The sequence below is a fragment of the Mucilaginibacter sp. OK268 genome (assembly GCF_900103125.1).
Classification (GTDB): Bacteria; Bacteroidota; Bacteroidia; order Sphingobacteriales; family Sphingobacteriaceae; genus Mucilaginibacter.
This window is the reverse complement of sequence record NZ_FNJV01000002.1, coordinates 1,054,602-1,080,821: the sequence shown is the minus strand read 5'-3', so window position 1 is coordinate 1,080,821 and position 26,220 is coordinate 1,054,602. Positions and strand designations below refer to the sequence as shown.

Sequence of the window (26,220 nt, the reverse complement as noted above, 5' to 3'; positions counted from 1 at the left end):
AATGAATTTAAAAGGGTACCTGGTTATATTTATACTGATGTGTTGCAGCAAATTAATGTTTGCACAAGACAGGGTACCGGCATGGGGCGGCGGGGCCGATCTGCAGGATTTTAGCTTTGGTTTTAGTTTTACTTATGTAAGCAGCGATTTCAAGATCGTTAAAAAGCCAGACTGGCGCACTCCGTTTACCAATCCTGATAATGGCCAGTTTTTAACCAGTCCTTTAAATAGTATCAGTTCTAAAAGCACGCCCGGCTTCGCGGTTGGCTTTGTTACCCGTTATAGCTTAACCGACCACCTGGAAGTGCGTTTTACGCCATCATTGGTTTTTGCGGATAGGGCTTTGACTTATACCTATCAGGATCCCACCCAAAACCCGGATGTAACTAAGAAGGTTCAAACAACCACGGTTGATGCACCTTTGTCGTTTAAGTTAAAATCAGACAGGTTAGGTAATTTCAGAGCCTATATGCTGGGAGGGGTTAAGTATTCCCATTCTATCGCGGCAAAAAAGAATGATGCTAACTTTGACCTGATGGATAAACTGGTTAAAAATGTAAGTGGCTACGGCTCGTACGAGGCAGGTTTGGGCTGCGATATCTATTTTGAATTTTTTAAACTTTCGCCCGAGATCAAAATATCCAACTCTTTTGGCAATGTGTTGCTGCCGGAAAATCAGCCATTCTCGGCGCCTATCAGTAAATTGTCGCTGCATACCATTATGTTCAGCCTGTTTTTTGAATAGGAAAAAGGGGCTTTTCCCAGGCTCCAGTCCACAGGTGTTGGGAAGATAAGAAAACCTTATTAAAGTATTATTAGGCAAGTATGCTCCCGTTAGGAGCTACCTATTTGTAGCATACCCGGTAAAATATCTTTTGCTCCGTAGGTGCAACCCTAAATAAACCGCTATGCCGTACAAGGATAGCCTCTACGAGGCATAAAATACGGATAGCGATTTTGACTACAAATGGATAGCTCCTAATGGAGCATATCAACATAAAATTCAATACGTATAGCTAATATTTTATCCTCCCAACACCCGTGGGCTCCAGTCGGATGACGATTATTTTCAGGTCTTTGGCCTGCGAATCAAATATAGCCTTACTTTTTACCGCGGCCCGGCACTAGTGATCACTTGGGTGTTTAGCCGGTAATATTTATACAAAAAACATGGTTTACACTTTTTTTGTGGAATAAAATATAAGTATCTGATTAATAATAATTTAAATGAATGTTAACCATGAAAAGTGTAAACCATGTAAACCCACTTTTTTGTTAATTGAGTCAATTCAAGCCAATATTATACGTCAATTCATGGTTGACGTAAATTGCGTTGCCCGAAAAAATATCCCAGAGGGATAACCCCTTTGTTGAAAAAAATAGATAGTAGTTTTTGCCTCGGAGAGGGGTTGACTCTACGAGTCAAAAAAACGCTTATTTATGCAAAACGCTATAGAGCTCAAATTTCTTTAAGGATCGGCGCTAACAAAACATCATTACCCCTGCCCGACAATAGTTTAAAGTAAAAAACATAATTTCGCCGCAATAGTTATCTACGTACCATGACTAAAATTGCTTTAATTACAGGAGCTACCGCCGGTATTGGCGAGGCTTGCGCACATGTATTTGCCCGCGAAGGCTATAATTTGATATTAACCGGCCGCCGGCTAGACCGCCTGGAAAAAGTGGCTCACCATTTAAATGATAAATATAATGTGGAGGTTGCGGTATCATCATTTGATGTACGCAACCGGGAACAGGTAGTTGAAAACCTGGAAGGCTTACCTGCCGAATGGAAAAAGGTTAATGTATTGATCAATAACGCCGGACTAAGCCAGGGACTTGATCCTATACAAAATGGCAGCTATGATGATTGGGATACCATGATTGATACCAATGTAAAAGGCCTGCTTTATGTAAGTCGCGTAGTATCCAACTGGATGATCGGTAACGGATATGGCCATATCATAAACCTGGGCTCTATAGCGGGCAAAGAGGTATATGCCAATGGTAATGTATATTGTGCTACCAAACACGCGGTTGATGCCTTAAATAAAGGGATGCGTATTGATCTGTTATCACATGGTATAAAGGTTACGGCTGTACATCCTGGAGCTGTGGAGACGGAATTTTCAGAAGTCCGTTTCAAGGGGGATAAAGACCGGGCTAAAAAAGTTTACGAAGGTTTTGAACCGCTTGCTGCTGATGATATTGCCGAAACCATATGGTTTGTTGCATCGCGCCCGGCACACGTGAACATTAACGATCTGGTGATTATGCCAAGCGCACAAGCTACAGCAGGTAATATATTCAGAAAATAAGAGGTTAAATGTGCAGATGTGCAAATTTCAGATGTGCAGATGATGAAATAATAATACTATTTTCACAAATCACTAATTCAAAACGCAATAATTCACTAATTATAAAATGTCATTAATAAATCAAATAGACCAGGACATTAAGCTGGCTATGCTGGCCAAACAGGCCGATCGTTTAAGAGGGCTCCGTGCTATAAAATCAGCTTTGTTATTGGCTAAAACTGAAAAAGGGGCGGCTGAGGAGCTTACTGCCGAGGCAGAGATCAAGGTACTTCAAAGGTTGATCAAACAGCGTAAAGAATCGGCGGATATCTATAAAACACAAAACCGCGAAGATCTTTATGAGATTGAAATAGAAGAAATGAAGGTGATAGAGCCGTATTTACCTCAACAAATGACCCGTTTTGAAATTGAAGGTTATCTGCAGGAACTGATCAGCAGGTTGGGCGCAACATCAACCAGTGATATGGGAAAAGTGATGGGAGCCGCCAATAAAGAGCTTGCAGGTAAAGCCGACGGCAAAACCATATCAGAAGTAGTAAGACAATTGCTGGGTTAGTTTGGAGTAGCAAGTTATGAGTATTGAGTTCTGAGTTTGAAAGTATGTAATTGACTTAAAACTCAATACTCAGAACTCAATACTTAAAACTCAGGACTCAAGACTTAGAAATTTATTACTATAATTGTTGTAACTCATCCGTAATAAACTAATTTTATGGCGGAATAATAGAATTTGTACCGAATTTGATTTCGGTATAGAAAGTTTTAAAAAATTAATATTAGAATTTTATATGGATTTCGTGCTTAAAGAGGAACACGGGTTTAGTTATATAGATGAGGGCGAAGGTGAGGTGTTGTTGTTATTACATGGTTTAATGGGGGCGCTGAGCAATTGGGAAGAAGTTGTTGAAGAGTTCAAGTCAGAATATCGTGTTATTATACCTATACTTCCAATTTACGATATGCCTCTTTTAACCACAGGTGTAAAGAGTCTTTCAAAATTTGTACATAAATTTATAAAGTTTAAACAGTTAAGTAATATAACGGTACTTGGTAATTCATTGGGAGGGCACGTAGCTTTGATTTATGTTTTAGCTCACCCCGAAAATATTAAAGCCATGGTATTAACCGGTAGTTCCGGTTTATACGAAAATGCGTTTGGGGGCTCGTTCCCACGGCGCGAGAGCATTGATTTTGTAAGGGAAAAAGTGCAATATACTTTTTATGACCCTGTTGTGGCAACCGATGAACTGGTTAATGACGTATATAAGTTAATTAACGACAGGCACAGTGTGGTAAGATTACTGGCTATGGCAAAATCGGCTATCCGGCACAACATGAAGAAGGATCTGCATAAAATGGATCTTCCGGTATGTTTGATATGGGGTAAGGATGATAAAATAACGCCGCCCGAAGTGGCTTTAGAGTTTAATGAGTTTTTGCCTAATGCCGAATTGCATTGGATAGATAAATGCGGACATGCGCCGATGATGGAGCGTCCACAAGAGTTTAACAGGTTGTTAACTGGATTTTTGGAAAAACTAAAAGTTTAATATCATGGTAGCAATTGAACTGATGGCAGATGCGATTCCGCCGGTACACACTTCTGATACGATACAGAAAGTACTCGACCGCATGGTAGAGTTCCGCCTCAGACATTTGCCTATTGTAAATGAAGAACAGTTTTTAGGCCTGGTAGCCGAGGATGACCTGGTAGGCGAGAGCGATTACCAGACCGCTATTGGGGCGTTGGCCTTATCGCAGGTAAACCCATATGTGCTCGAAGATCAGCATATATATGATGTGATCCGCATGTTTTATGAGCGCCAGCTTACTGCCATCCCGGTGCTTGATGCTAAACGAAACTATCTTGGTTTGATATCCGTTAATGCTATCACAGAATATTTTGCAAAGATCACCGCGGTAGCTGAGCCGGGTGGTATCATCGTATTGGAGATTGGTAATAAAAATAACTCGCTGGCTCACATGGCACAAATTGTAGAGTCGGACAATGCCCAGATACTAAGCTCATATGTACAAACTTTTCCGGATTCTACCAAGATGGAAGTGACCCTTAAAGTAAACAAGCAGGATATTTCGGCTATAATAGCTACCTTTTTGCGTTATGAGTATGATGTAAAAGCTACTTTTAACAATACCGATAATAACGATAACGCAAAAGACCGGTACGACTCACTAATGAATTACCTTAATCTATAAAATGGAGTTAGTCCATGGACGATGGTCCATGGTCCATCGTCAAATAATAATCATAAATGAAGATAGCAGTTTACGGCAGACCCTTTAATGATCCGTCTGTAATACCATATATCCAGCAGGTATTTGATAACCTGGCACTCCACAATGTCGAGATATATGTTCATCACCAGCTCAATGAATATCTGCAGGATAAAATAAGCAGTGTAAAATATAGCGTACTTGAAAATACCGATTCTATAAAAGGGTTTATAGATCTTTTTTTAACCCTTGGGGGTGATGGCACCCTACTTGACATGGTAACCGTGATCCGCGATTCTGGTATCCCTGTGATCGGTATCAATTTTGGTCGCCTTGGGTTTTTGGCCAGCATCAATAAAAATGACATCACAGCAGCTATACATGCAGTAGTAAATAAAGAATTTTCGCTTGACTGCCGTGAGTTGCTAACCATTGATTCAACCATGAAAATTTTTGGTGAGGATAATTTCGCCCTGAACGATGTAACCATCCATAAGCGCGACGATGCAGCCATGATCATCACCCATGTGTTTTTGAACGATGAGTTTTTAAACTCTTATTGGGGCGATGGTATTATTATATCTACCTCAACCGGATCAACTGCTTATTCATTAAGTTGCGGCGGGCCAATTATATTCCCACAGTCAAACAGTATTGTGCTAACACCGGTATCACCCCATAACCTTAATGTAAGGCCAATTATTATACCTGACAGCAGTAAACTATGTTTTGAAGTAGAGAGCCGCAGTGCCAACTATCTGGTATCATGCGATTCGCGCGTGGCCGCATTAGATCAAACTGTTAAATTTCACGTTCAAAAGGCTGATTTTCAGCTGAATTTGGTACGTTTAAATAATGAAAGTTACTTAACCACGTTAAGAAACAAATTATTATGGGGCTTAGATGCCCGTAATTACTAAATTTGCTTAATGCCCAAATTTTTAACACTTCTATTTTTTTTATTTATATCCTATCAATTGCAGGCTCAAACCTGGGAGGTTGGCGGTGCACTTGGCGGCGCAGGATATATCGGCGATCTTAACCCCAACAATCCGGTTAAAATAAGTGGCATCTCCGGTGGCTTATTTGTTGCGCGTAATTTCGATGGTTATTTTTCGGCAAAATTGAATTTTACTTACGGTAAGATCAGCGCCGATGATAGTAAATCAAACAGTCAGCAGTTCAGGGATCGTAATTTGAGTTTTAATGATCCTTTAAAAGAGTTGAGTCTTATCGGTGAGTTTAACTTTATGAACTACATCCCCGATGCAGGTCCGCATAAGTACACACCTTATATATACACGGGTGTTGGTATAACCTCTTATGCCCCACGTGCTAATTATAACGGACAATCATACGGGTTAAGACAATTAAGAACCGAGAATGAACCCACATACGGTAAAAACACTATTATAATTCCATATGGTGTAGGTATAAAATATAATTTTAATACTAAATGGACAGTTGCCGGCGATTTGGGTTACCGCTACACTTTTACCGATTATCTGGATGATGTAAGCGGTAAATATGCCAATCCTGGTCAATTGCCAAATGACTACTCCAGAGCCCTTGCCGATCGTTCGGGTGAAGTAGGCAAACCTCAAAACGCGATAGGCTCCCAGCGTGGCGACTTTAAACCCCGTGATACTTATTTCTTTTTAGGCTTTACCATCTCCTATACCTTCGTTACCCAGCGGTGCTACTATTAGCTTGTATGGTTTATTGTGTATAAAGCAAAATTATATTTTGTTTTATACACAATATCGAAATTAAATTTTACGTTTAATTTATAAACGCCAATAATTGTGGGTGTTTATTATTAACCTTAAACTTTAAGATCATGGCTGAGTTAAATCCTTCAACCCCAAAAACAGGCAGGACACACAAACGCAAAAGAATGAACCTTCGTGTAGACCTAACCGCAATGGTTGATCTGGCATTCCTGCTGATCACCTTTTTTATCATGACTACTACCCTGGCAAAACCTAAAGCGATGGACTTAACTATGCCCGTGGGTGAAGATCATAACCCCATCCCATCATCCCGTAGCCTTACCGTATGCCTGGGTAAAAATAACCAGCTGATGTATTACTTGGGCGAGTTGGAAAAACCGGTCGTAGCACCGGCTATTACCGGTTTTAGTAAAGAAGGTATTCGCAAGATATTGCTTGAAACTGGTAAATCGGTACACGATAAAACCGGTAAAAGCATGATCGTGCTGGTAAAACCATCCGATCATTCGGTGTATAATAACCTGGTTAATGTTTTAGACGAACTCACCATAACCGATGTATCTACCTATGCTATTGTAGATATTGACCCGCACGATACGGATATGCTCAAACAGAAAGGAATTTATTAACAGCACTCCTTTTGCGACTTAAAATAAGCAGATTTAAAGGCCAGGCACCATGATCATTCGATGATTTTTGATGCCCGGCCTTTAAATTCTGATTTTAAATAAGTGTAATAAATCATTACTTAACCGGTTATTTGTGTGCTTTTTGCATCATTTTAGTGCATTATTGATAATAACATTTTCTTTTCATACCGCATACTAAAAAAATACAAAGTAAGTTTTACCTTTGTACCCTGAAAAAACCGGCAATTTGAATTTTTACAATTGCGTGGCCGGGTGCTATTTTAGAGGACTTATGTTGAACAAATATTTTATTTAGTCATAGCATTGATAAAATTAAAACACAAGCATGTCTTTTGCGGGCATTCACAGAGTAGCTTTTGATAATGAACAGTATGGGATATTTGGATCAGATTGATTTGTTAAGGCTACCAAAACATGTTGCCATTATTATGGATGGCAATGGTCGTTGGGCAAAAGAAAAAGGCAAATTAAGAGTATTTGGCCATCATAACGGAGTAACATCTGTTAGGGATGTTGTTGAAGGCGCTGATAAATTAGGTATAAAATACATAACACTCTATACATTTTCATCCGAAAACTGGAACCGGCCCAAGCTGGAGGTTATGGCCATTATGGAATTAATGGTAAGCACCATTCATAAAGAAATAGCCGGTTTTATGAAAAACAATATTAAACTAAATGCCATAGGCGATCTGGATATGTTACCCGATAAATGTAACAGGGAACTTACTGCCGCTATGGAAAAAACATCGGCAAACACCGGGGTAGTGCTTACGCTGGCACTAAGCTACAGTTCGCGACGCGAAATTGTACGCGCGGCTAAAAATATAGCCATCAAGGTACAAAAAGGCGAATTGGAGATAACGGATATCAACGAGGATGTTTTTGAGAATAACCTCTTTACCGGCGATATGCCTGATCCTGAATTATTGATCAGAACAAGCGGTGAATACCGTATAAGTAACTATTTATTATGGCAAATTGCCTATGCTGAGTTGTATTTTACACCTAAGTTTTGGCCCGACTTTAGAAAGGAAGATTTGTACGAAGCTATACTTGATTATCAGAAACGGGAGCGCCGTTTTGGTATGACAAGTGAGCAAGTTAACTAAATTTTTACTTTTAACACTTTTTAACAACTGTATAAATTAATTTTAGCCCACTAAAATATTCGAATGTATAAATTTCTTTTTGCTATTCTTTTCTCTGTTTTTGTTACCTCCGCGTTTGCCCAGGTTTCCAATCCTCAGAGAACACCACTGACAAAATCGATACCGGCCGATAGTTTAAGTTATCTTAATCCCCGGGATTACATTATTGGAGGTATTTCTGTTAGTGGGGCAAAGTATCTGGACAAAGATATTTTGATACAACTTTCAAAATTAACCAAGGGCGACCGTATCAACCTACCGGGCGAGCGTAATGCCGAGGTTATAAAAACATTATACTCCCAGGGCTTATTTGATGATGTACAGTTAAACATTACTAAAATTAACCAGGATACCATTTACCTGGAGATAGCTGTTTCTGAACGCCCGCGTTTATCGCGCCTGCATATTACAGGTATACGTAAAGGTGAGATTGAAGATGTACAGAAAAAACTGAATGACCGCACCGGGAAAATCGTCAACGAAAATTTAATAAATACAACTACAGCTATCATCAAAAAACATTTTGGTGAAAAGGGCTTTTTGAATACAACTGTGAAGCTTACCCAGCGTAAAGATCCGGGAGATGCCAATAGTGTGATATTGGATGTTGCTATTGATAAAAAAACCAAAGTAAAAATAAACGAAGTTGTTTTTGAAGGCAACAAGGCATTTTCATCAAAAAAACTGAAAGGCTTTTTGAAAAAGACCCGCGAAAAGAAATGGTACAACCTGTTTGGGTCTAAAAAATTCAAGCAAGATAAATACGAAGAAGACAAGCAAAGCCTGGTTGAATCGATGCAGGGCAAAGGTTACCGCGACGCGGAGATCGTAAGTGATTCTGTATGGAGCCACGATGCAACCACCGTTAACGTGAAAATTAAAGTTTACGAAGGCCCTAAATATTACTTTGGTAATGTAAAATGGTCTGGTAATGCCAAATACTCTACCGACTTATTAAACAGGATACTGCACGTTAAAAAAGGTGATGTATTTAGCGAAGATGAACTGAACAAAAGATTGGTGGGCCCAACCCCAAGCAATGATGATGTTTCGTCATTATACCTTAATGATGGTTATCTGACTTACACTGCCGATCCGGTACAGGTTAAGGTTTATAACGATACGGTTGATTTGGACATCCGTGTTTACGAAGGTCCGCAATACACCATTAACCGCGTTAGCTTAAAAGGTAACGATGTAACCAATGATAAAGTGGTTATGCGCGAGATACAAACCAAGCCAGGTCAAAAATTCAACAAAGACTTGCTGATCCGTAGCTCACGTGAAATTGGTCAGTTGGGTAACTTTGATGAGCAAAAAACAGAACCAAAACCGGTTAACATCAACCCACAGGATGGTACAGTTGATTTGGTTTACAACGTAGTTGAAAAACCTTCAGATCAGATCGAGCTATCGGGTGGTTTCGGTGGTGGCCAGTTGGTGGGTACACTGGGTTTAACGTTCAACAACTTCTCGTTAAGAAACATCTTTAACCTCAAAGCCTACAAACCGCTGCCAAAAGGCGATGGTCAAAAACTAAGCTTACGTGGACAGTCAAGTGGACGTACCTATCAGAACTTCTCTTTTACTTTCTCTGAGCCATGGTTAGGTGGTAAAAAACCTATCTACTTTGCCTTATCAGCTTATACACAAGGTAGCTCAACAAGCCAATATTATCCCAAATCGAGCCCATTGTACAATAACCTGCGCATAAACGGTATCGGTGTAACTTTGGGTAAACGTTTAAAATGGCCTGATAACTACTTCCAGTTAAACTACTCGTTAAACGTCGATCACTACAACCTGGATAACTATACCGGTTATTTATTTACCAATGGTACCTCATACAACATTAAGTTAACCCAGGAATTAAGCCGCAACTCTATTGATGCGCCAATTTTTCCAACACAGGGTTCAAATATTAAATTTACAGTACAAGCAACCCCTCCATACTCTTTATTTAATAATATCAACTATAAAATAGCAACCCCAGAAGAACGCTACCATTTTGTGGAGTATTATAAATTTAAGTATGATGCGCAATGGTTCTCCAAACTGGTTGGTAAATTCGTACTGATGTCGCAAGTGAGGTTTGGTTTCCTGGGTATGTACAATAAAGACGTAGGTCCGTCGCCGTTTGAGCGCTTCAAACTGGGTGGCGATGGTATGCAGAGTTACCAGTTTTTACAAGGAAGTGAGATCATCGGTTTAAGGGGTTACAAAAACTTCTCTATCGTGCCCGAAGGTTCAACTGAAAATGACAACACTAACACAGGTAGTACCATCTACAATAAATACACAATGGAGTTGCGTCATCCGGTAATTGCCAGCCAGTCGGCCACAATATTCTTACTGGCTTTTGCCGAAGGTGGTAACGTTTGGAATAACTTTAGTCAGTTCAATCCGTTTAACGTTAGGCGTTCAGTAGGTGTTGGAGCAAGAATATTTTTACCTATATTTGGCTTGCTTGGATTAGATTATGGCTACGGATTTGATAAAATACCAGGTCAGCCTGACGCAAACAGGGGCCAATTCCATTTTACAATTTCTCAGAGTTTATCCGGCGGATTTAATTAATTTGCATAGAGATATATGAAGAAGATAATTTTAATAGCGTTTTTAACGTTAACAGCATTTACGGGAGCTTACGCGCAACGTTTTGCTTATGTTGATTCGGAATATATATTAAAACATATGCCCGAGTACGCATCATCACAAAAACAGCTGGCAGCATTATCTGATCAATGGCAAAAAGAAGTGGATAGCCGTTTTCAGGAAATTGACCGCTTGTACAAAGCATACCAGGCCGACCAGGTTTTAATGACGGCCGATATGAAAAAACGCCGTGAGGCCGAAATTGTTGATAAAGAAAAAGCCGCTAAGGATTTTCAACGTCAAAAATTTGGGCCCGATGGCGAGCTTTCACAAAAGAGTAATGCTTTGATTAAACCAATCCAGGATCGTGTGTCTAAAGCTGTACAAGCAATTGCCGAAGGCGATAACCTGGACATGATCTTTGATAAAAACAGCGAAGTAATTATGTTGTACGCCAATCCGCGTTACAACAGAAGTAACGACGTGATCACCAAATTAGGGCTTAAGCCCGGAGTATTTGCTAAATAAATTTTTGAATAAATAAACAGACTATTATTAAACACAGGACAAGAAAAATGAAAAAACTATTTAAAGTTGCTTTAGTTGCAGTAGGTATGTTATTTGCGGGCAACTTTGCCAATGCGCAGACTAAGATCGGGCACATTAATTTTAACCAATTAATTGACATGATGCCTGAAACTAAAACTGTGACCACTCAGATGCAGGCTTATCAAAAAACATTTATTGATCAGCTTACCAGCATGAATAATGAGTACACTACAAAAGGTCAGGAGTTTCAAAAAAATCAGGCTACTATGACCGATGCTGTGCGCACCGTAAAAGGTAACGAATTACAAGATCTGCAAAAACGTATGCAGGATTACCAAAATAACGCGCAACAACAAGTTGATGCTAAAAGACAAGAATTGGGTAAACCACTAATTGATAAAGCTACTGCTGCAGTTAATACTGTTGCTAAAGAAAAAGGATACGCTTACGTACTGGATTCTTCACAGGTAAGTTTATTGGTATCTCCGGATGCTGATGACCTGATGGCTGCTGTAAAATTGAAATTAGGATTAAAATAAGCATCAATTATTAGTCATTTAAAAAAAAGCGTCACGTATTTACGTGACGCTTTTTTTATTTTTGTATATGCATCAACCCATTGGTATTTTCGATTCGGGCTTTGGCGGCCTTACTGTTTTCAAATCAATTATAGAACAGCTTCCGGAGTATGACTATATATACCTGGGCGATAATGCCCGGGCGCCATATGGTAACCGCTCATTCAATACCATTCATCAGTATACCTGGGAGTGCGTGCAATGGCTTTTTGAGCAGGGCTGCCCGCTCATCATTGTAGCCTGCAATACGGCCTCGGCGAAGGCCCTGCGTACCATTCAGCAGCAGGATCTCAAAAATGTCGATCCTTCCAAAAGAATACTCGGCGTAATTCGCCCAACGGCCGAGGTTATAGGCAATTATACCAAGAGTAAAGAAATTGGCGTATTGGGCACCAAAGGAACCGTGCAATCGGGTTCATATCTTTTGGAGATCCAGCACTTTTTTCCGGATATCAAAGTTCATCAGCAGGCATGCCCGCTTTGGGTTCCCTTGATCGAGAACGGTGAGTACGACCAGCCCGGAGCTGATTACTTTGTAAAACTATACCTGGATCAGATCATGACGCAATCGCCTCAAATTGATACCATTTTACTGGCTTGTACCCATTATCCGCTTATACAGCAAAAAATAGAGGCTAACCTGCCCGCACATGTTAAAGTGGTGGCCCAGGGCGATATCGTGGCCAAAAGTCTGGTTGATTACCTGCAGCGCCATCCCGAAATAGAAACCAAATTAAGCAGGAACCAAACCAAAGAGTTTTTTACCACCACCGATGATACGGCCGATTTTGACCATCATGCCTCCGTATTTTTCTCGGCCCCGGTAAAATCAACTTTTATATCAGCCAATGATCTGGTGAAGTGCTGAGGTAAAAAATATCAAGCGTCATTGCGAAGTACTAAGCAATCTCTACATATGTAGGCCGATTAAATAAGTTCCCCTTCGAGTAAATGGCTCTGTATAATTTAGGGATTGCTTCGTACCTCGCAATGACGTACGTTTTTATTTTCATCACCCACAATTCCCACCAACTTAATATAACTTACCCGCCCTAAAATATTATAACATTTAGTAAGTTTGCGGTTTAGCAAAATAGACCCCTTGAATACTTATCTCATATATTTTATTGTAGCTATTGGGTTATTTAGCTTTTCGGCCTTTTTTGCGCTGTTTGGCGTTTATGCCGAGCGTAAAATTTCGGCATTTATACAAGACAGGCTTGGCCCAACGGAAACCGGTAAATTTGGCTCGCTCCAAACCCTGGCCGATATATTAAAAATGATCCAGAAGGAGCTCATCATTCCGGCTGCTGCCGATAAGTGGTTGTTTATGCTGGCACCGGCAGTAATTTTTATTGCCGTTTATATGGGCTTTGCCGCCCTGCCCTGGGCTCCTGGTCTTATCCCCTCCAAAATAAATCTGGGTATATATTACATTTTTGCCATTATCTCTGTGGAAACATTGGGCATCCTGATGGCGGGCTGGGGATCAAATAACAAATATTCTATCTTGGGCGCTATGCGCTCTGCCGCGCAGATCATCTCCTATGAGATACCGGCAGGCTTTGCCATCATATCAGTAGTGATGATAGCACAAACACTCAACCTACAGGACGTAGCCATGCAGCAAGGTATCCTGGCCAGCGAAAAAATAAAGTTCGCGGGTTTTTGGGATGTATCATCGATTGGTGGTTTGTTTAGCTGGAACATTTTCCGGGCTCCGCACCTGATTATCGCGTTTGTGATCTATTTTATAGCCTCACTGGCCGAAAGTAACCGGGCACCTTTTGACATCCCCGAAGCGGAATCAGAATTGGTGGCAGGTTTCCACACAGAGTTTACGGGCATCAGGTTTGCATTGGTGTTTTTAGCCGAATATTCGATGATGTTCCTGGTATCCATGATCGGGGTTATCCTATTCTTAGGGGCCTGGAATACACCGCTACCTAATATAGGACCGGTACATTTGGCTACGTGGACAACCAATATGGCTTGGGGTATTTTTTGGGTAAGTTTGAAAACCCTGGCATTGGTTGGTGTACAAATGTGGATCAGGTGGACATTGCCCCGTTTCAGGGTCGACCAACTGATGAACCTGTGCTGGAAAGTACTCACACCCCTGGCTTTTGCCTGTATGCTGATATCGGGTGTGTGGAGGCTTTGGTTGATGTAGCGGGAGAGAGGCAAGAGATAAGAATCAAGAAACAAGATAAAAGGAATAACTAACAAAAGGAATCAGGGTAATCCCTGAATCCAATAAATCAAGGTTCAGACAAAATCAAAATCAAAAAATCAGCGGAATCAACGTAATCATACAAATCAACGGTCGATGTTTAAAAGATTAATTAACGGTTTTACTACGGCATGGAAAGGTTTAAGCCTTACCGTGAAGCATCTGTTTGCCTCCAATGCAGACAGGAAGATCACGACCGTAAGCGACGATAATTACTTTAAACAGCTGGAAGGTACCAACACCATCCAATATCCCAAACAGCAGCTGCCCGTGCCCGAGGTGGGCCGTTATCAGCTGGATGTGGAAATGGACGATTGTATCGTATGCGACTTGTGCGCCAAGGTATGCCCTGTTAACTGTATCGACATCGAATCGATCAAGGCTACGGAAGCCATCGGACAAACATCTGATGGTACCACCAAGCGCCTTTATGCCGCCAAGTTTGATATTGATATGGCCAAGTGTATGTACTGCGGCCTGTGTACCATAGTATGCCCTACAGAGTGCATCGTGATGACCAATCAGTATGATAAAACGGTATTTCAGCTGAGCGATCTTACCTATCAGTTCTCTGACATGCCGCCGGAAGTTGCTGCCGAGAAGCGTGCTTTGTTTGAGCAGCAACAGGCCGAAAAGCAGGCAGCCAAACTGGCTGCCATGCAGAAAAAGGAGGGCGAAGCATGACCCTGGTTCGTGTACTTTTTTACTTTTTAAGTTTCATAGCCATTGCTTCGGCATTGTACGCGGCTTCCAGCAAAAACCTGGTGCGCAGCATATTTGTATTTTTTGTTACCCTGTTCTCGCTGGCTGGTTTATACGTGCTGGCCCTGGCCGATTTTGTGGCAGTAACCCAGGTGGTGATCTACGTTGGTGGCATATTGGTGCTTATCCTGTTTGCCTTTATGCTTTCAGGAAAAGAAACCCTCAACGTATTACAAAAACAGGAAGGGAAGTTTTTTAGTATGAAAAAGTTGCCTGCCATACTTTTGGCAGCCGTGTTTTTTATCGTGCTGACCAACGTTCTGTTTAAGGCTGATGCGGATAATCTGCCGTGGGTTAGGGATGCGATCAGTTTTAAAAACGAGATCAGCCCGAAAGATATCATGATCGATAATATCGGGGTAAATTTAATGACCCGTTACCTGTTGCCTTTTGAAGCCATATCGATCTTATTGCTGGTAGCTTTGGTAGGAGCGGCCCATTTATCACGTAAGGAGGGCAAAGCATGATCACACTCACCGATTTCCTGGTAGTAAGCGCGGCCCTGTTTTGTATTGGCTTATACATGACTGTTTCTAAACGGAACGCCATACAGATATTGATAGGTATCGAACTGATCCTGAACGCCGCTATTTTAAACCTGGTAGCTTATGGTAAATATGATAAGGTAAATAACAGCGGACAAATATTTGCCTTGTTTGCTATTGTGCTGGCCGCAGCCACAACAGCGGTGGCGCTGGCTATTATCCTGAATGTATACCGCAGGTATAAAACCATCGATCCGAATGATATTAATAAACTGAAGGATTGAGCATGAAAGGATTGGTGGTTATATTTTTCTTACTGGCCTTTACAGGTGCTTTCGCCCAAAAGCGGGATACATTTTATGTTGATGGGCCCAAAAAGAAGATGGTCATGTGCAGCGCGGTTATCGACAGCAACAGATCGTATATTACGATTAACGGGAGAGTTTACAACGGAATATTAGACAGTTTAAATACGGATAATATTATCCAGTTTAAAGTACTAAAGGCCGCTGAGGCAGTGGCGCTATTTGGAAAAAAAGGAAGGAATGGCGCCATTCAGATCTCGATGAGGGCTCCCCGTATTCCTGGCAAGCCTGCAGCAGGGTCTTCCCCGGGCGAAAATGAGATTACGGATTATATTTTAGATGGCAGGCGATCTAACAAAATGGAAATAGCCCGATTAGGCCGTCGTATTTTAAGTTCAAAATATGAAAAAAAAATAGCTGCTGATCCATCAACAAACAAATTAACCTTAACAGCCGTTACCCGGAATTTTGCCATTAAGCAATATCAAAAGAAACTGAGCAGGCTTTCATCAGGATATAAAACGTATCTCAATAAACACCACCAAAATGATAGTGGCTTGGCTTTTATCATTAACGGGGAAAAATACGCTGTATCAACAGACGACAGGGTAAAAAAAATATACGAATTATTTTCAGATGATAAGGTTCTGGATCTTAATTTGAAATACGTTTTGGGATATGGCCGCACACCTTCATTTGTTAAAATAGATACCAAATAAATTGGAAGACTTTTTACACTCCATACAAAGTTTAAACTATACGGTGGCAGCCGTAGCATTGCCGCTGTTTGCTGCTTTGATAAACCTTTGTCTGCCGGTAAAAAGCAAAGCCGCTGGTTGGATCTCAACCATAGCCATTTTATTAAGCTGTGTATTATCGGCCAGGGTGTTTGCAACGGTATGGAATAACCCGCAGGTACATGCGCAGCGCATCTGGTTCACCATTGGCGAAACCCAGGTTTATGCCGGTATCCTGCTCAATAATCTTTCGGTATTGATGCTGTTGCTGGTATCGGTCATCGCCTTGCCGGTACATATCTATTCTACGGCCTACATGAAGCACGACGACAGGTATAGTCGTTATTTTACTTATCTCAGTTTCTTTTGTTTCAGTATGCTAGCCTTGGTGGTGGTAGATAGTCTGATATTGTTCTATGCCTTTTGGGAACTGGTTGGTTTTTCGTCGTACCTGCTCATTGGTTTTTGGTTCACGAAAGATAAGGCCATACAAGCCAATAAAAAAGCATTTATCATGAACCGGATAGGTGATATCGGCTTGCTGAGCGCCATCATTATCCTGTTTGCTCAATTCCATACTTTTGATATAGATACCATATTTGCCGGGAAAGGCTTGATTGCACAATCTGTCATAAAAAATGGTTTATGGATCGGGCCTGTTGGGCAGATACCTGCCCTTTGGCAATATGTAGCCTGTGCCGGTATCTTCCTGGCCGTAGCAGCCAAATCGGCCCAGTTTCCGCTGCATACCTGGTTGCCTGATGCTATGGAAGGCCCAACTTCGGTATCTGCCCTCATCCACGCCGCTACTATGGTGGCCGCAGGCGTATTCTTGTTGGGCAGGGTTTACCCTATGTTCACCGAAACTGAGCTAACTATACTGGCCTGCATTGGCTGCTTCACCGCGTTTATGGCGGCAACCATCGCGCTTACGCAAAACGATCTGAAGCGGATCCTGGCTTACTCTACTATATCACAATTGGGTTTTATGATATTGGCGATGGGGGTAAGGGCTTATGCATCCTCACTTTTCCATTTGGCCACGCACGCCTTTTTTAAATGTCTGCTGTTTTTGGTAGCCGGTATTGTGATACACCAGATGCAGCATATCAAAGATGATAACCAACTGGATATCGATCCGCAGGATATTACGCACATGGGGGGGCTGCGCAAAAAGCTGCCAATTACGTTTATAGCTGCGGTCATTGGTGCAGTAGCCTTAGTGGGTTTGCCGTTTACTTCAGGTTACTTGTCAAAAGATGGTATCCTGATCCAGGCTTTTGATTGGGGCGAAAGGCAAAACGGATGGCTTAAGATTGTTCCTGTTACAGCTCTGCTCACCAGTTTGCTTACTGCATTCTATGTATCCCGGTTGATATTCAAAGTTTTCTTTGGCGAGTTGCGCTTGCTTAAAACTAATCCGGATATTAAGCTGCACTTGAGCGATGGAGGTTGGCAATATAAATTACCTTTGGTGTTATTAGCTGTTTGCTGTTTATTCCCGGTATTCTCCTTTAATCCATTTTATTTTGAACACGCCTGGTTATATATAGGACTGGCGCATCCCCATTTTCCGAAATTGGAAAGCTCATACCATACCATTATTCCTCGTGTGGTAACTATTTTAAACTTGCTGGTGTTGTTAGAGGCTTACCGGATGTATGTGCAAGCAAAGCGTTTCAAATTTTCACAAAACAACTTTTTCTACCGCTTATCTTACAATCAATGGTATATCGATAACTTATATAAACGTGCCATCGTAAACCCGGTATTGCGTTTGGGTAGCGTTTGCTTCTGGATCGACCGTACAGTTGTGGATGGTTTCCTGCAGTTGCTGGCACGTATCAGCGGCGCTATCGCTAAGTTAGCCGCGTGGACGGATGAGTATATTGTTGATGGATTTTTGCATTTATTGGCCGCTATAGTGCAAAGCATTGGCAATTTTGCACGTAAGTTTCAAAGCGGTAAAGTACAGTATTACCTGTTTAGCATGCTGGTAATTGTACTGTTGTTGTTTATTTTAAAAATACTGATATGAAGAAAGAAGAGAGAGAATCAAGAGATAAGAGTCAAGAATCAAGAGCCGGGAGGCTGGTTAAAATTGGAATATAATTACCAACTATTATTTTCTTGATTCTTGACTCTTATCTCTTGATTCTTAATTCTTGACTCTGATATTTAATTCGCATGAATATATTAACCTTACTATTACTGGTACCTGTACTGTTTGGCTTCATCATAATGTTGTTGCCATCGTCATTGCGCGGCAGTTTTAAATACCTCACCCTGGCGGCTACCCTCATACAGTTGGGTATCAGCATATGGATGTACCTGCATTTTAAAACGGGTGCGGCTTATGGCGGTATCAATCACGAAGATCAGTTCCAGTTTGTACAAAAACTCCCCTGGATCTCCTTGAACCTGGGCAGCATGGGCAAAATGCAGATCGATTATTTTGTAGGGATCGATGGTATGTCCATTTCCCTGCTGGTGATGACCTCACTGGTATTGGTGATCGCTACGCTGTCGTCCTGGGAGATCAAGAGTAACCTCAAAGGTTTTTTCCTGTTGTTTTTACTGCTGGATATGGCCGTAATCGGCGTGTTCTGCGCGTTGGATTTCTTCCTGTTTTACTTGTTCTATGAGCTAATGCTGCTGCCCTTATACTTCCTCATCGGGATGTGGGGCGGTGCGCGCAGGGAATACGCCGCTATTAAGTTTTTCTTGTATACCTTATTCGGTTCGGTATTTATGCTGCTGGTGATGGTGGGTTTGTACCTTTCGGTTACCGATCCGGCAACGGGCAATCACACTTTTAATATTATCCAGATGATGAACCCGGCTAATTACAGCGGGCAATCTATATTTTCTATAGCCGGGCATCAAACCATATTGGGGATGCCGGCGCGTACGGTTGGTTTTGTAGTACTGTTTATCGCTTTTGCTATTAAAGTACCGGTGGTGCCTCTGCATACCTGGCTACCCGATGCGCACGTAGAAGCGCCAACCCCGGTATCTATTATACTGGCAGGTATCCTGCTCAAAATAGGGGGCTATGGTATTATACGCATCTGTTTAGGCATCTTCCCCGAGGTAGCCACCACCGGCGCGTTTTGGTTGGGACTACTCGGCGTGATCTCCATATTATACGGCGCGTTCAACGCCCTGGCCCAGAAAGATCTGAAACGGATGATCGCTTATTCATCCGTATCGCACATGGGTTTTGTACTGTTAGGTATCGCCTCACAAACCGCCGAAGGTATCAGCGGGGCGGTAATGCAAATGGTGAGCCACGGGTTTTTATCAACCATGCTGTTCTTTTTAGTGGGTGTGCTGTACAACCGGGTGCATGACCGTGGAATCAACCATTTCAGGGGATTGGGCACACTGATGCCGCAATACACCGCTTTTGTGATGATCGCGTTTTTCGCGTCCTTGGGTTTACCTGGCTTTTCGGCATTTATGGCCGAGGCATTTTCTTTAACCGGGGCCTTTAAATCGCCATCGGTAAATGGTTTATTGCCGTACTGGATGGCCATTTGCGGTTCGGTAGGTATATTACTGAGCGCTGCCTATTTCTTGTGGACATTGCAGCGCATGTTTTTCGGCACCGAATCATTAAAAGGTGGCCACGTTTGGAAAATAGCTTTAACCGACCTGAACCTGCGCGAGAAACTAACACTGGCACCACTGGCACTGATAGCCCTGGCTTTGGGCATTATGCCCTCGCTGGTTTTTGATAAGATCAATGATTCGGTGCTGGCCTTCGTTCAGTTTTTACAGCTTAAATAAATAATGGTGAATAAGCATCAATGCTTTTATGGAAAAATGCACAGCCATGCATCTTTAGTTTACCCGGTCGGCTTAATGTCAGGCGCGGGCAAATTAACAGATGATATGTATTTAACCGAAAGCATGATGTTCAAAAAATTATCTACCGCCGCGGTCCTTCTTTTTATGGCGATGGCATCCAAAGCCGATGAAGGACAAAAAATAGCTTCTAAAGTTCAAAAAGTTACTGTATTCTTAAACGGTGCGCAAATAACGCGTACAGCGCTGGTTAGCGTGAGCCCGGGAACTTCCACATTGGTGTTCGGCAATATGTCGCCGGGGATGGATGTACAGAGCCTGCAGGTGAGCGCTGGCGGGGAGTTTACCATACTTTCTGTTAAGCAAGAGCTCGACTTTTTGAATGAAGAATCCAAACAAAAGCAACTGGTTGATCTGCAGGCGCAGCAAAAAATGATCAGGGATAAAATGTCCGTGCAAAATAATATGCTGTCTATTTACCAGGAAGAAGCTACCATGTTAGGGAAAAATCAGGTAGTAACCGGTGAGAATGCCAGCCTGGATGTTTTAAAACTTAAACAGGCGCTCGATTTTCAAACAGCGCGCTTAACCGAGATCAAGAAAAAGCAACAAATTGTTAATGACCAGATTGATGTTCTAAACACCGAGTTGCAAAAATATGATAAGCAAATTGCCGATATCTCCAGAGGAAGCAGCAAAGCTACCAGTAATGTGTTGGTTACGGTTTCTTCAAAAAGCGCATTGCAATCTACATTTACATTAAATTATGTAGTGCATAATGCAGGCTGGTACCCTACTTATGATATCCGTGCTAAAAATGTAAATAGTCCCATTAGTATCGCTTATAAAGCCAATGTATCACAACAAAGTGGTGAAGATTGGAAAAATATCACGATAACATTATCAACGGGTAATCCAACCATTAGCGGCGGCAAACCTGAACTTAGCCCTGACTATCTCAATTTGGGTATGTCTTATACAGGCGAGGTAAATTCTATTACTAAAATCAGCGGTGCTATTTTTGGTACGAATGATGGTAAAGTTTTGCCAGGTGTTAGTATCAGGGTGAAAGGAACATCAATAGGAGCTACTACAGACGTAGAAGGCAGATACAGTATTCAGATACCTGCTGGCAACCCAACGTTGGTGTATAGTTACATAGGGTATGAAACCGAAGAAAGGGCAGCTAATGTCCAGGTAATCAATCTGGGACTTCGCCCCTCTACAAGGCAGCTGGATGAGGTTGTGACAGTAGGTTATGGATCTCAATTTAAACGCTCCTTGTCGGGTGCTGTACCGGAAATACGTATAAGAGGTTTAGCGTCCAGTGAGGCAGTCGTTACTCCTAGTATCCCGGTAGAAGTTAAACCGGTTGAAAACCAAACCAACGTGGAGTTTAATATCGCCAATCCATATTCTGTACCGAGCGATGGTAAACAGTATGCTGTAGAGATAGGGCAGTTTGATCTGAATGCCAGCTACCAGTATTTTGTAGCACCCAAAGTGAGTACCGATGTGTTTTTAACCGCGCAGCTCACCAACTGGAACAAGTACAATTTCCTTTCGGGAGAGGCTAACCTGTTTTTTGAAGGTACGTTTATCGGCAAATCACTGATCAATACCCAGGCTACCGCCGATACGCTGAACCTGTCCTTAGGTACTGATAAAAATATCGTGGTGACCCGGACCTTGCAAAAAGACCTCACTGAGCGCCAATCATTCGGCTCCAATAAAAAGGAAACGCGCAACTGGCTCATCGAGGTGAAGAACCGCAAAACGCAACCTGTAAGTTTATTGGTGGAAGACCAGGTACCGGTTTCACAAAATTCGGCCATTGAGGTTGATCAGCAGGAGATCTCCGGTGCAAAATTGGATGCCCTTACAGGCAAACTTTCCTGGAATTTCATGCTAAATTCGCAGGACAATAAAAAAATACAATTAAAATACCAGGTTAAGTACCCTAAAAATCAATCTGTAATAGTTCAATAAAATAAATGCACGATCTGCTACCCCATATATCCGCGTCTTTATCGTCTGTTTTTGGCAGCATAGCCTTTTTTATGCCCGAGATTTACCTGGCAGCGCTGTTTATTGTGGTGATGATAACCGACCTGATATTTGGAAAGCGATCCTTAAAACTATGCCGTATAGTAGCCTGCGCCGGTTTAATACTGGTGATGTACCTGGACCTGAAACAGTTTGCATTGGTGATTGATGGCGGGCATTTGATATTCAGTAATATGCTGCTGCTTATTCGCAGCGGCATATTCTTTAAACTGATCATTGATCTGCTGTCGTTTATCCTGTTGTTATGTTTTACCTGGGATAATAAGCTGAACGGTCACCAAAAGGGCTTGTCCGATCTGTATTCTATAGCCATTGCATCCGTATTCGGGTTGCATTTAATGGTGATGGCGGTAAACCTGTTATCCATTTACCTGGCTATCGAGATGGTTTCTATAGCCTCGTACCTCATGGTGGCTTACCGTACGGAAAATGCTTTTAGTACCGAGGCCGGCCTGAAATATGTACTGTTCGGGGCCGCGTCATCAGCTATGATGCTGTATGGTATCTCGTTATTATATGGCTTTAGCGGTTCTTTGGATATTATATTTCACCATACCATTGAGCAGCTGTCGGGTGTTAATCCTATCAGCACCTCCTTTGCCATGATCCTGGTTTTAATAGGCATCGGGTTTAAATTATCCTTTGTGCCTATCCATTTTTGGGTGCCCGATGTGTACCAGGGTGCAAGCACGCCGGTAACCGCGTACCTGTCAACCGTACCCAAAATAGCAGCTTTTGCCTTGCTCATCAATTTCCTTTCGCCCTTTATGTTTACCGGGCTTTGGACAGGCTTTAATATGAGCATAGCGCTTTCAGTTATTGGTATTATTACCATGATAGCCGGTAATTTTGCGGCGGTGCTGCAAACCAATATTAAAAGGATGCTGGCCTACTCCAGCATTGGCCATACCGGTTTCGCGCTGATGGCGGTTACTGTTCTGTCATTACAAAGCGTATCGGTATTAACGTATTACCTGCTGGTATATGCGCTGGCCAATATAGGCGCCCTGGCGCTGGCTACTTATTTTGCTAACGAAACCGGTGCCGAAGATGTGGAAGATTACCGTGGATTTGGTCTTAAATATCCCATAGCCTCCATTTGCTTTGTGATCATCCTCATATCATTAACCGGTTTGCCGGTAACCGCCGGTTTTACCGGGAAGCTGTTTGTGTTTTCGGCAGTATACGGTGTTTATCAGCAAACCCATAACATTTGGTTAATGTTGCTGATGGTTACCGGGGCCTTAACTACGGTTGTTTCGCTGTTTTACTACATCAAGATCCCTTTGAATTTATTTCTGAAAAGGAAGGAAATGGCTGAAATAAGTAACAAAAAATCCGTGAATTTGCTCATTTTATCAATATTCATAAGTTTTATCCTGATTTTACTGGGTATTTTTCCCCATTGGGTACTTCAATCCCTCTAATTTTTCAATTTTCGTAATTTTTTAACAAAAACTTAATATTCTTCGTTTTTTTATAATTAAAATCATACTTTCAGGCCGTTTTACAAAGCAATTCTAATATTTCCATGAAACGGTATTTTCCTTTCTTAGTAATTCTTGTTATTTTAACGTTAACCTTTATTTTTCCTTCTGTAGAATTTAAAAATTCCGGCAATCCTCATTTTAATACCGGCGATATTGCCTGGATGCTGATGTCGACGGCCCTGGTTTTGATCATGACGCCGGGTCTTGCTTTCTTTTACGGGGGGATGGTTAACAAAAAGAACGTGATATCAACCATGCTGCAGAGCATTGTTTGTATGGTAATTATTACGGTGTTGTGGGGCATATTTGGCTTCAGTTTGGCCTTTGGCGATAGCATTTATGGTATCATCGGTAACCCTTCTACCTATTTTATGATGAAGGGTATGCTGGGCAACGCCACCTGGAAAGCCGCGCCAACCATTCCGTTGTTGTTGTTTGCCATGTACCAGTTGAAGTTCGCTATTATTACGCCCGCGTTGATTACCGGTGCCTTTGCCGAACGGATCCGTTTCAACTCGTACATCATATTCCTTTGCCTGTTCTCGATATTTATATTTTCGCCGTTGGCACACTGTACCTGGCACCCGGATGGCATACTGGCCAAATTTGGTGTGTTAGACTTTGCCGGCGGTACCGTAGTACACATGTCGGCCGGATGGGCCGCATTGGCTTCGGCCATCTATTTAAAACGCCGTAATGAAGCTAACCATTCACCTGCACGCATCACTTATGTCATGATTGGTACAGGGCTTTTATGGTTCGGTTGGTTTGGATTTAACGCGGGTTCGGCATTTGGCGCTAATGCTTTAGCCGTAACCGCTTTAGCAACCAGTACCACAGCATCGGCCGCAGGCGGTATTACCTGGATATTTTTTGATATGCTGCGCGGGCGCAAACCTTCAGCTATGGGTACCTGTATTGGTGCCGTAGTGGGCCTGGTAGCCATTACACCAGCCGCCGGGTTTGTTACCGTGCCGCATTCACTGGCCATAGGTATCATATCTGCTGTGGTAAGTAACCTGGTGGTGGAGTGGCGCACCCGTACTTCTATTGATGATACACTGGATGTATTCCCTTGCCATGGCGTTGGTGGTATGGTAGGTATGTTGCTTACCGGCGTTTTTGCCAACCAGCACGTAAACGCGGGCAATACAACTGGCAACGGCCTGTTCTTTGGCGAAACACATTTATTTTTAGTGCAGTTAGTGGCCTTGATTTGTGTTTCTATATTCTCATTCTTTGGTTCCTTACTGTTGCTTAAAATTACAGATATGATATCACCGCTAAGGGTTTCGGCCGAAGACGAAGTTTTAGGCCTGGATATCAGCCAGCATGGCGAAAAACTATAATTATTGAATTTCAAACCAATTACATAAATATGAGAGGTCCGGCTGCAAAGCCGGATTTTTTCATTAGATAGAGTCAAGAATCAAGAGCCAGGAATCAAGACCAGGTGCGGTATTTTCTGACTCTCTCTTTAAACGATTTGTATTTTGTTTTGTCCAATATTTGAAAAGAAACAAGAAAGGATGTTTTTTGTCTTGATTCTTGACTCTTGTATTTTGCCTCTACAAAAAATGAACGCCGATAATCAATTGAATATATTTAGCCCTGCCCGTCATAACCTTTTGCCGTTTGATGGGGAGGTATTCTTATATCCGAATTTTTACCAGGAGGATGGTGTTTATGATGTGTTTGATGAGCTGAAACATTCTATTTTGTGGAAACAGGATAAGATGAAGATCTATGGGAAGTCGGTCAATTTTCCACGACTTACTTCGTGGTATGCCGATGGCGATAAAACCTACACCTACTCTGGCGTGGTGAATACGCCCCTGCCGTTTACGCCCTTATTACTCCAGATCAAAGAAGCCGCGGAACAGCAATGCAATAAACCGTTTAATTCGGCCCTGCTCAATTTTTACCGTAACGGGGAAGATAGCATGGGCTGGCACAGTGATAATGAAAAAGAATTGAGCGGCAACCCGGTTATCGCTTCGGCATCGTTTGGAGCTACACGTACTTTTCAGTTTAAACATAAGCAACAGAAAAACGCCAAAGTATCCATGGCGCTCAGCAACGGCAGCCTGTTAATTATGCAGGGCGAAACGCAGCACCACTGGCTGCACCAGGTCCCCAAAACCACCAGCGAGGCGGGCCCGCGTATCAATATTACTTTCAGGGATATTAAATATTAACAAGGCTATTTAAGGCTGTTGGATTTAAGCGTTAATTTTCGTATCTTTATATAAATACCAGCCCGGTTTTCTCTGAGAAAAGAGAAAACCGGGCTGTTTTGTTAAGGGAAAAAGAGGCACAAAAATCTGGTGTTTTGTATTTAGTTCTTTGATAATCAATAATTTAATACTTTTTAAAGTTTTCAAAACACATCAAAATCGTGTTAAAATTTGTTAAAAAGTGTTAAAATCGATGGTTTTGAATGAGTTTTTAACTGTTTTTACGCTGTTTTCGACCAGAAATTTGTTAAAATTTAAGGTTTAAAAAGTTTTTTTGATGGT

24 protein-coding genes are annotated in these 26,220 nt (G+C 41.9%); all 24 read left to right on the top strand.

Translation table 11 applies throughout. The features are described 5' to 3' along the window. Position 1: 1 nt before the first annotated feature. The 24 genes from BLR84_RS10245 to BLR84_RS10130 all read left to right on the top strand — a co-directional run bounded on the left by BLR84_RS10245 (position 2) and on the right by BLR84_RS10130 (position 25,899). On the top strand, positions 2-745 hold the full coding sequence (locus BLR84_RS10245; RefSeq protein WP_090467473.1) for a type IX secretion/gliding motility protein PorT/SprT: 744 nt from the start codon (positions 2-4) through the stop codon (positions 743-745). Positions 746-1,562: 817 nt separating this feature from the next. Continuing rightward, the gene (locus tag BLR84_RS10240; protein ID WP_090467471.1) at positions 1,563-2,321 is read left to right on the top strand and encodes an SDR family oxidoreductase; all 759 of its coding nucleotides are present in this window, start codon (positions 1,563-1,565) and stop codon (positions 2,319-2,321) included. 106 nt (positions 2,322-2,427) lie between these two features. Further along, positions 2,428-2,877, top strand: a complete 450-nt coding sequence (locus BLR84_RS10235; RefSeq protein WP_076374204.1) for a GatB/YqeY domain-containing protein — start codon at positions 2,428-2,430, stop codon at positions 2,875-2,877. A 232-nt stretch (positions 2,878-3,109) separates the two neighbouring features. Continuing rightward, complete coding sequence (locus BLR84_RS10230) at positions 3,110-3,871, top strand: alpha/beta fold hydrolase (RefSeq protein WP_090467469.1); 762 nt, start codon at positions 3,110-3,112, stop codon at positions 3,869-3,871. A 4-nt stretch (positions 3,872-3,875) separates the two neighbouring features. After that, positions 3,876-4,538 carry a CBS domain-containing protein gene (locus tag BLR84_RS10225; RefSeq protein WP_090467467.1) on the top strand — a complete coding sequence of 221 codons (663 nt, stop codon included), beginning with the start codon at positions 3,876-3,878 and terminating at the stop codon, positions 4,536-4,538. Between the two features lie 56 nt (positions 4,539-4,594). Beyond that, positions 4,595-5,476 carry an NAD kinase gene (locus BLR84_RS10220; RefSeq protein WP_090467465.1) on the top strand — a complete coding sequence of 294 codons (882 nt, stop codon included), beginning with the start codon at positions 4,595-4,597 and terminating at the stop codon, positions 5,474-5,476. 9 nt (positions 5,477-5,485) lie between these two features. Then, positions 5,486-6,265: a type IX secretion system protein PorG gene (locus tag BLR84_RS10215; protein WP_090467463.1), complete on the top strand. Its 780-nt coding sequence runs from the start codon at positions 5,486-5,488 to the stop codon at positions 6,263-6,265. Positions 6,266-6,396: 131 nt separating this feature from the next. Continuing rightward, positions 6,397-6,918 carry an ExbD/TolR family protein gene (locus tag BLR84_RS10210; protein ID WP_090467459.1) on the top strand — a complete coding sequence of 174 codons (522 nt, stop codon included), beginning with the start codon at positions 6,397-6,399 and terminating at the stop codon, positions 6,916-6,918. A gap of 392 nt (positions 6,919-7,310) precedes the next feature. Beyond that, positions 7,311-8,051 (top strand): isoprenyl transferase, encoded by a 741-nt coding sequence (locus BLR84_RS10205; protein WP_090467739.1) that lies wholly within the window; start codon positions 7,311-7,313, stop codon positions 8,049-8,051. Between the two features lie 63 nt (positions 8,052-8,114). After that, positions 8,115-10,667 (top strand): outer membrane protein assembly factor BamA, encoded by a 2,553-nt coding sequence (bamA, locus tag BLR84_RS10200; protein WP_090467457.1) that lies wholly within the window; start codon positions 8,115-8,117, stop codon positions 10,665-10,667. A gap of 15 nt (positions 10,668-10,682) precedes the next feature. Beyond that, the gene (locus BLR84_RS10195) at positions 10,683-11,213 is read left to right on the top strand and encodes an OmpH/Skp family outer membrane protein (RefSeq protein ID WP_090467455.1); all 531 of its coding nucleotides are present in this window, start codon (positions 10,683-10,685) and stop codon (positions 11,211-11,213) included. 47 nt (positions 11,214-11,260) lie between these two features. After that, entirely contained in the window at positions 11,261-11,773 is a 513-nt protein-coding gene (locus tag BLR84_RS10190; RefSeq protein ID WP_090467453.1) for an OmpH/Skp family outer membrane protein, read from the top strand. A 67-nt stretch (positions 11,774-11,840) separates the two neighbouring features. After that, positions 11,841-12,680: a glutamate racemase gene (gene murI, locus BLR84_RS10185; protein ID WP_090467451.1), complete on the top strand. Its 840-nt coding sequence runs from the start codon at positions 11,841-11,843 to the stop codon at positions 12,678-12,680. A gap of 234 nt (positions 12,681-12,914) precedes the next feature. Then, positions 12,915-13,985, top strand: coding sequence for a complex I subunit 1/NuoH family protein (locus tag BLR84_RS10180; protein WP_090467449.1), 1,071 nt, complete (start codon positions 12,915-12,917; stop codon positions 13,983-13,985). 156 nt (positions 13,986-14,141) lie between these two features. After that, positions 14,142-14,729 (top strand): 4Fe-4S dicluster domain-containing protein, encoded by a 588-nt coding sequence (locus tag BLR84_RS10175; RefSeq protein ID WP_090467447.1) that lies wholly within the window; start codon positions 14,142-14,144, stop codon positions 14,727-14,729. After that, the gene (locus BLR84_RS10170) at positions 14,726-15,274 is read left to right on the top strand and encodes an NADH-quinone oxidoreductase subunit J family protein (RefSeq protein ID WP_090467445.1); all 549 of its coding nucleotides are present in this window, start codon (positions 14,726-14,728) and stop codon (positions 15,272-15,274) included. Before BLR84_RS10175 ends, BLR84_RS10170 begins: the two co-directional genes overlap by 4 nt. Continuing rightward, positions 15,271-15,576: an NADH-quinone oxidoreductase subunit NuoK gene (gene nuoK, locus BLR84_RS10165; RefSeq protein ID WP_090467443.1), complete on the top strand. Its 306-nt coding sequence runs from the start codon at positions 15,271-15,273 to the stop codon at positions 15,574-15,576. The genes BLR84_RS10170 and nuoK overlap by 4 nt, the downstream gene beginning before the upstream one ends. Positions 15,577-15,578: 2 nt before the next feature. Then, the gene (locus BLR84_RS10160; protein WP_090467441.1) at positions 15,579-16,316 is read left to right on the top strand and encodes a hypothetical protein; all 738 of its coding nucleotides are present in this window, start codon (positions 15,579-15,581) and stop codon (positions 16,314-16,316) included. Between the two features lies 1 nt (position 16,317). Next, entirely contained in the window at positions 16,318-18,372 is a 2,055-nt protein-coding gene (gene nuoL / locus BLR84_RS10155) for an NADH-quinone oxidoreductase subunit L (protein ID WP_255366908.1), read from the top strand. A gap of 149 nt (positions 18,373-18,521) precedes the next feature. Further along, positions 18,522-20,126 carry a complex I subunit 4 family protein gene (locus BLR84_RS10150; RefSeq protein WP_090467439.1) on the top strand — a complete coding sequence of 535 codons (1,605 nt, stop codon included), beginning with the start codon at positions 18,522-18,524 and terminating at the stop codon, positions 20,124-20,126. A gap of 105 nt (positions 20,127-20,231) precedes the next feature. Then, on the top strand, positions 20,232-22,133 hold the full coding sequence (locus BLR84_RS10145) for a mucoidy inhibitor MuiA family protein (protein WP_176852019.1): 1,902 nt from the start codon (positions 20,232-20,234) through the stop codon (positions 22,131-22,133). Between the two features lie 5 nt (positions 22,134-22,138). After that, positions 22,139-23,638, top strand: coding sequence for an NADH-quinone oxidoreductase subunit N (locus BLR84_RS10140; protein ID WP_090467434.1), 1,500 nt, complete (start codon positions 22,139-22,141; stop codon positions 23,636-23,638). Between the two features lie 104 nt (positions 23,639-23,742). Continuing rightward, on the top strand, positions 23,743-25,050 hold the full coding sequence (locus BLR84_RS10135; RefSeq protein ID WP_090467432.1) for an ammonium transporter: 1,308 nt from the start codon (positions 23,743-23,745) through the stop codon (positions 25,048-25,050). 228 nt (positions 25,051-25,278) lie between these two features. Next, a complete protein-coding gene (locus BLR84_RS10130) occupies positions 25,279-25,899 on the top strand; it encodes an alpha-ketoglutarate-dependent dioxygenase AlkB family protein (RefSeq protein WP_090467430.1) in 621 nt (206 codons plus the stop codon). The last annotated feature ends 321 nt before the right edge of the window (positions 25,900-26,220 follow it).

Excerpts from the sequence above, each read along its gene's own strand:
- BLR84_RS10215 (WP_090467463.1), top strand. The coding sequence starts at position 5,486 with ATGCCCAAATTTTTAACACTTCTATTTTTTTTATTTATATCCTATCAA.
- BLR84_RS10225 (WP_090467467.1), top strand. The coding sequence starts at position 3,876 with ATGGTAGCAATTGAACTGATGGCAGATGCGATTCCGCCGGTACACACT.
- BLR84_RS10160 (WP_090467441.1), top strand. The coding sequence starts at position 15,579 with ATGAAAGGATTGGTGGTTATATTTTTCTTACTGGCCTTTACAGGTGCT.
- BLR84_RS10135 (WP_090467432.1), top strand. The coding sequence starts at position 23,743 with ATGAAACGGTATTTTCCTTTCTTAGTAATTCTTGTTATTTTAACGTTA.
- murI (WP_090467451.1), top strand. The coding sequence starts at position 11,841 with ATGCATCAACCCATTGGTATTTTCGATTCGGGCTTTGGCGGCCTTACT.
- BLR84_RS10140 (WP_090467434.1), top strand. The coding sequence starts at position 22,139 with ATGCACGATCTGCTACCCCATATATCCGCGTCTTTATCGTCTGTTTTT.
- BLR84_RS10235 (WP_076374204.1), top strand. The coding sequence starts at position 2,428 with ATGTCATTAATAAATCAAATAGACCAGGACATTAAGCTGGCTATGCTG.
- BLR84_RS10150 (WP_090467439.1), top strand. The coding sequence starts at position 18,522 with ATGAATATATTAACCTTACTATTACTGGTACCTGTACTGTTTGGCTTC.
- BLR84_RS10175 (WP_090467447.1), top strand. The coding sequence starts at position 14,142 with ATGTTTAAAAGATTAATTAACGGTTTTACTACGGCATGGAAAGGTTTA.
- BLR84_RS10195 (WP_090467455.1), top strand. The coding sequence starts at position 10,683 with ATGAAGAAGATAATTTTAATAGCGTTTTTAACGTTAACAGCATTTACG.
- BLR84_RS10205 (WP_090467739.1), top strand. The coding sequence starts at position 7,311 with ATGGGATATTTGGATCAGATTGATTTGTTAAGGCTACCAAAACATGTT.
- BLR84_RS10245 (WP_090467473.1), top strand. The coding sequence starts at position 2 with ATGAATTTAAAAGGGTACCTGGTTATATTTATACTGATGTGTTGCAGC.
- BLR84_RS10240 (WP_090467471.1), top strand. The coding sequence starts at position 1,563 with ATGACTAAAATTGCTTTAATTACAGGAGCTACCGCCGGTATTGGCGAG.
- bamA (WP_090467457.1), top strand. The coding sequence starts at position 8,115 with ATGTATAAATTTCTTTTTGCTATTCTTTTCTCTGTTTTTGTTACCTCC.
- BLR84_RS10210 (WP_090467459.1), top strand. The coding sequence starts at position 6,397 with ATGGCTGAGTTAAATCCTTCAACCCCAAAAACAGGCAGGACACACAAA.
- BLR84_RS10170 (WP_090467445.1), top strand. The coding sequence starts at position 14,726 with ATGACCCTGGTTCGTGTACTTTTTTACTTTTTAAGTTTCATAGCCATT.
- nuoK (WP_090467443.1), top strand. The coding sequence starts at position 15,271 with ATGATCACACTCACCGATTTCCTGGTAGTAAGCGCGGCCCTGTTTTGT.
- BLR84_RS10130 (WP_090467430.1), top strand. The coding sequence starts at position 25,279 with ATGAACGCCGATAATCAATTGAATATATTTAGCCCTGCCCGTCATAAC.
- BLR84_RS10230 (WP_090467469.1), top strand. The coding sequence starts at position 3,110 with ATGGATTTCGTGCTTAAAGAGGAACACGGGTTTAGTTATATAGATGAG.
- BLR84_RS10220 (WP_090467465.1), top strand. The coding sequence starts at position 4,595 with ATGAAGATAGCAGTTTACGGCAGACCCTTTAATGATCCGTCTGTAATA.
- BLR84_RS10145 (WP_176852019.1), top strand. The coding sequence starts at position 20,232 with ATGTATTTAACCGAAAGCATGATGTTCAAAAAATTATCTACCGCCGCG.
- BLR84_RS10190 (WP_090467453.1), top strand. The coding sequence starts at position 11,261 with ATGAAAAAACTATTTAAAGTTGCTTTAGTTGCAGTAGGTATGTTATTT.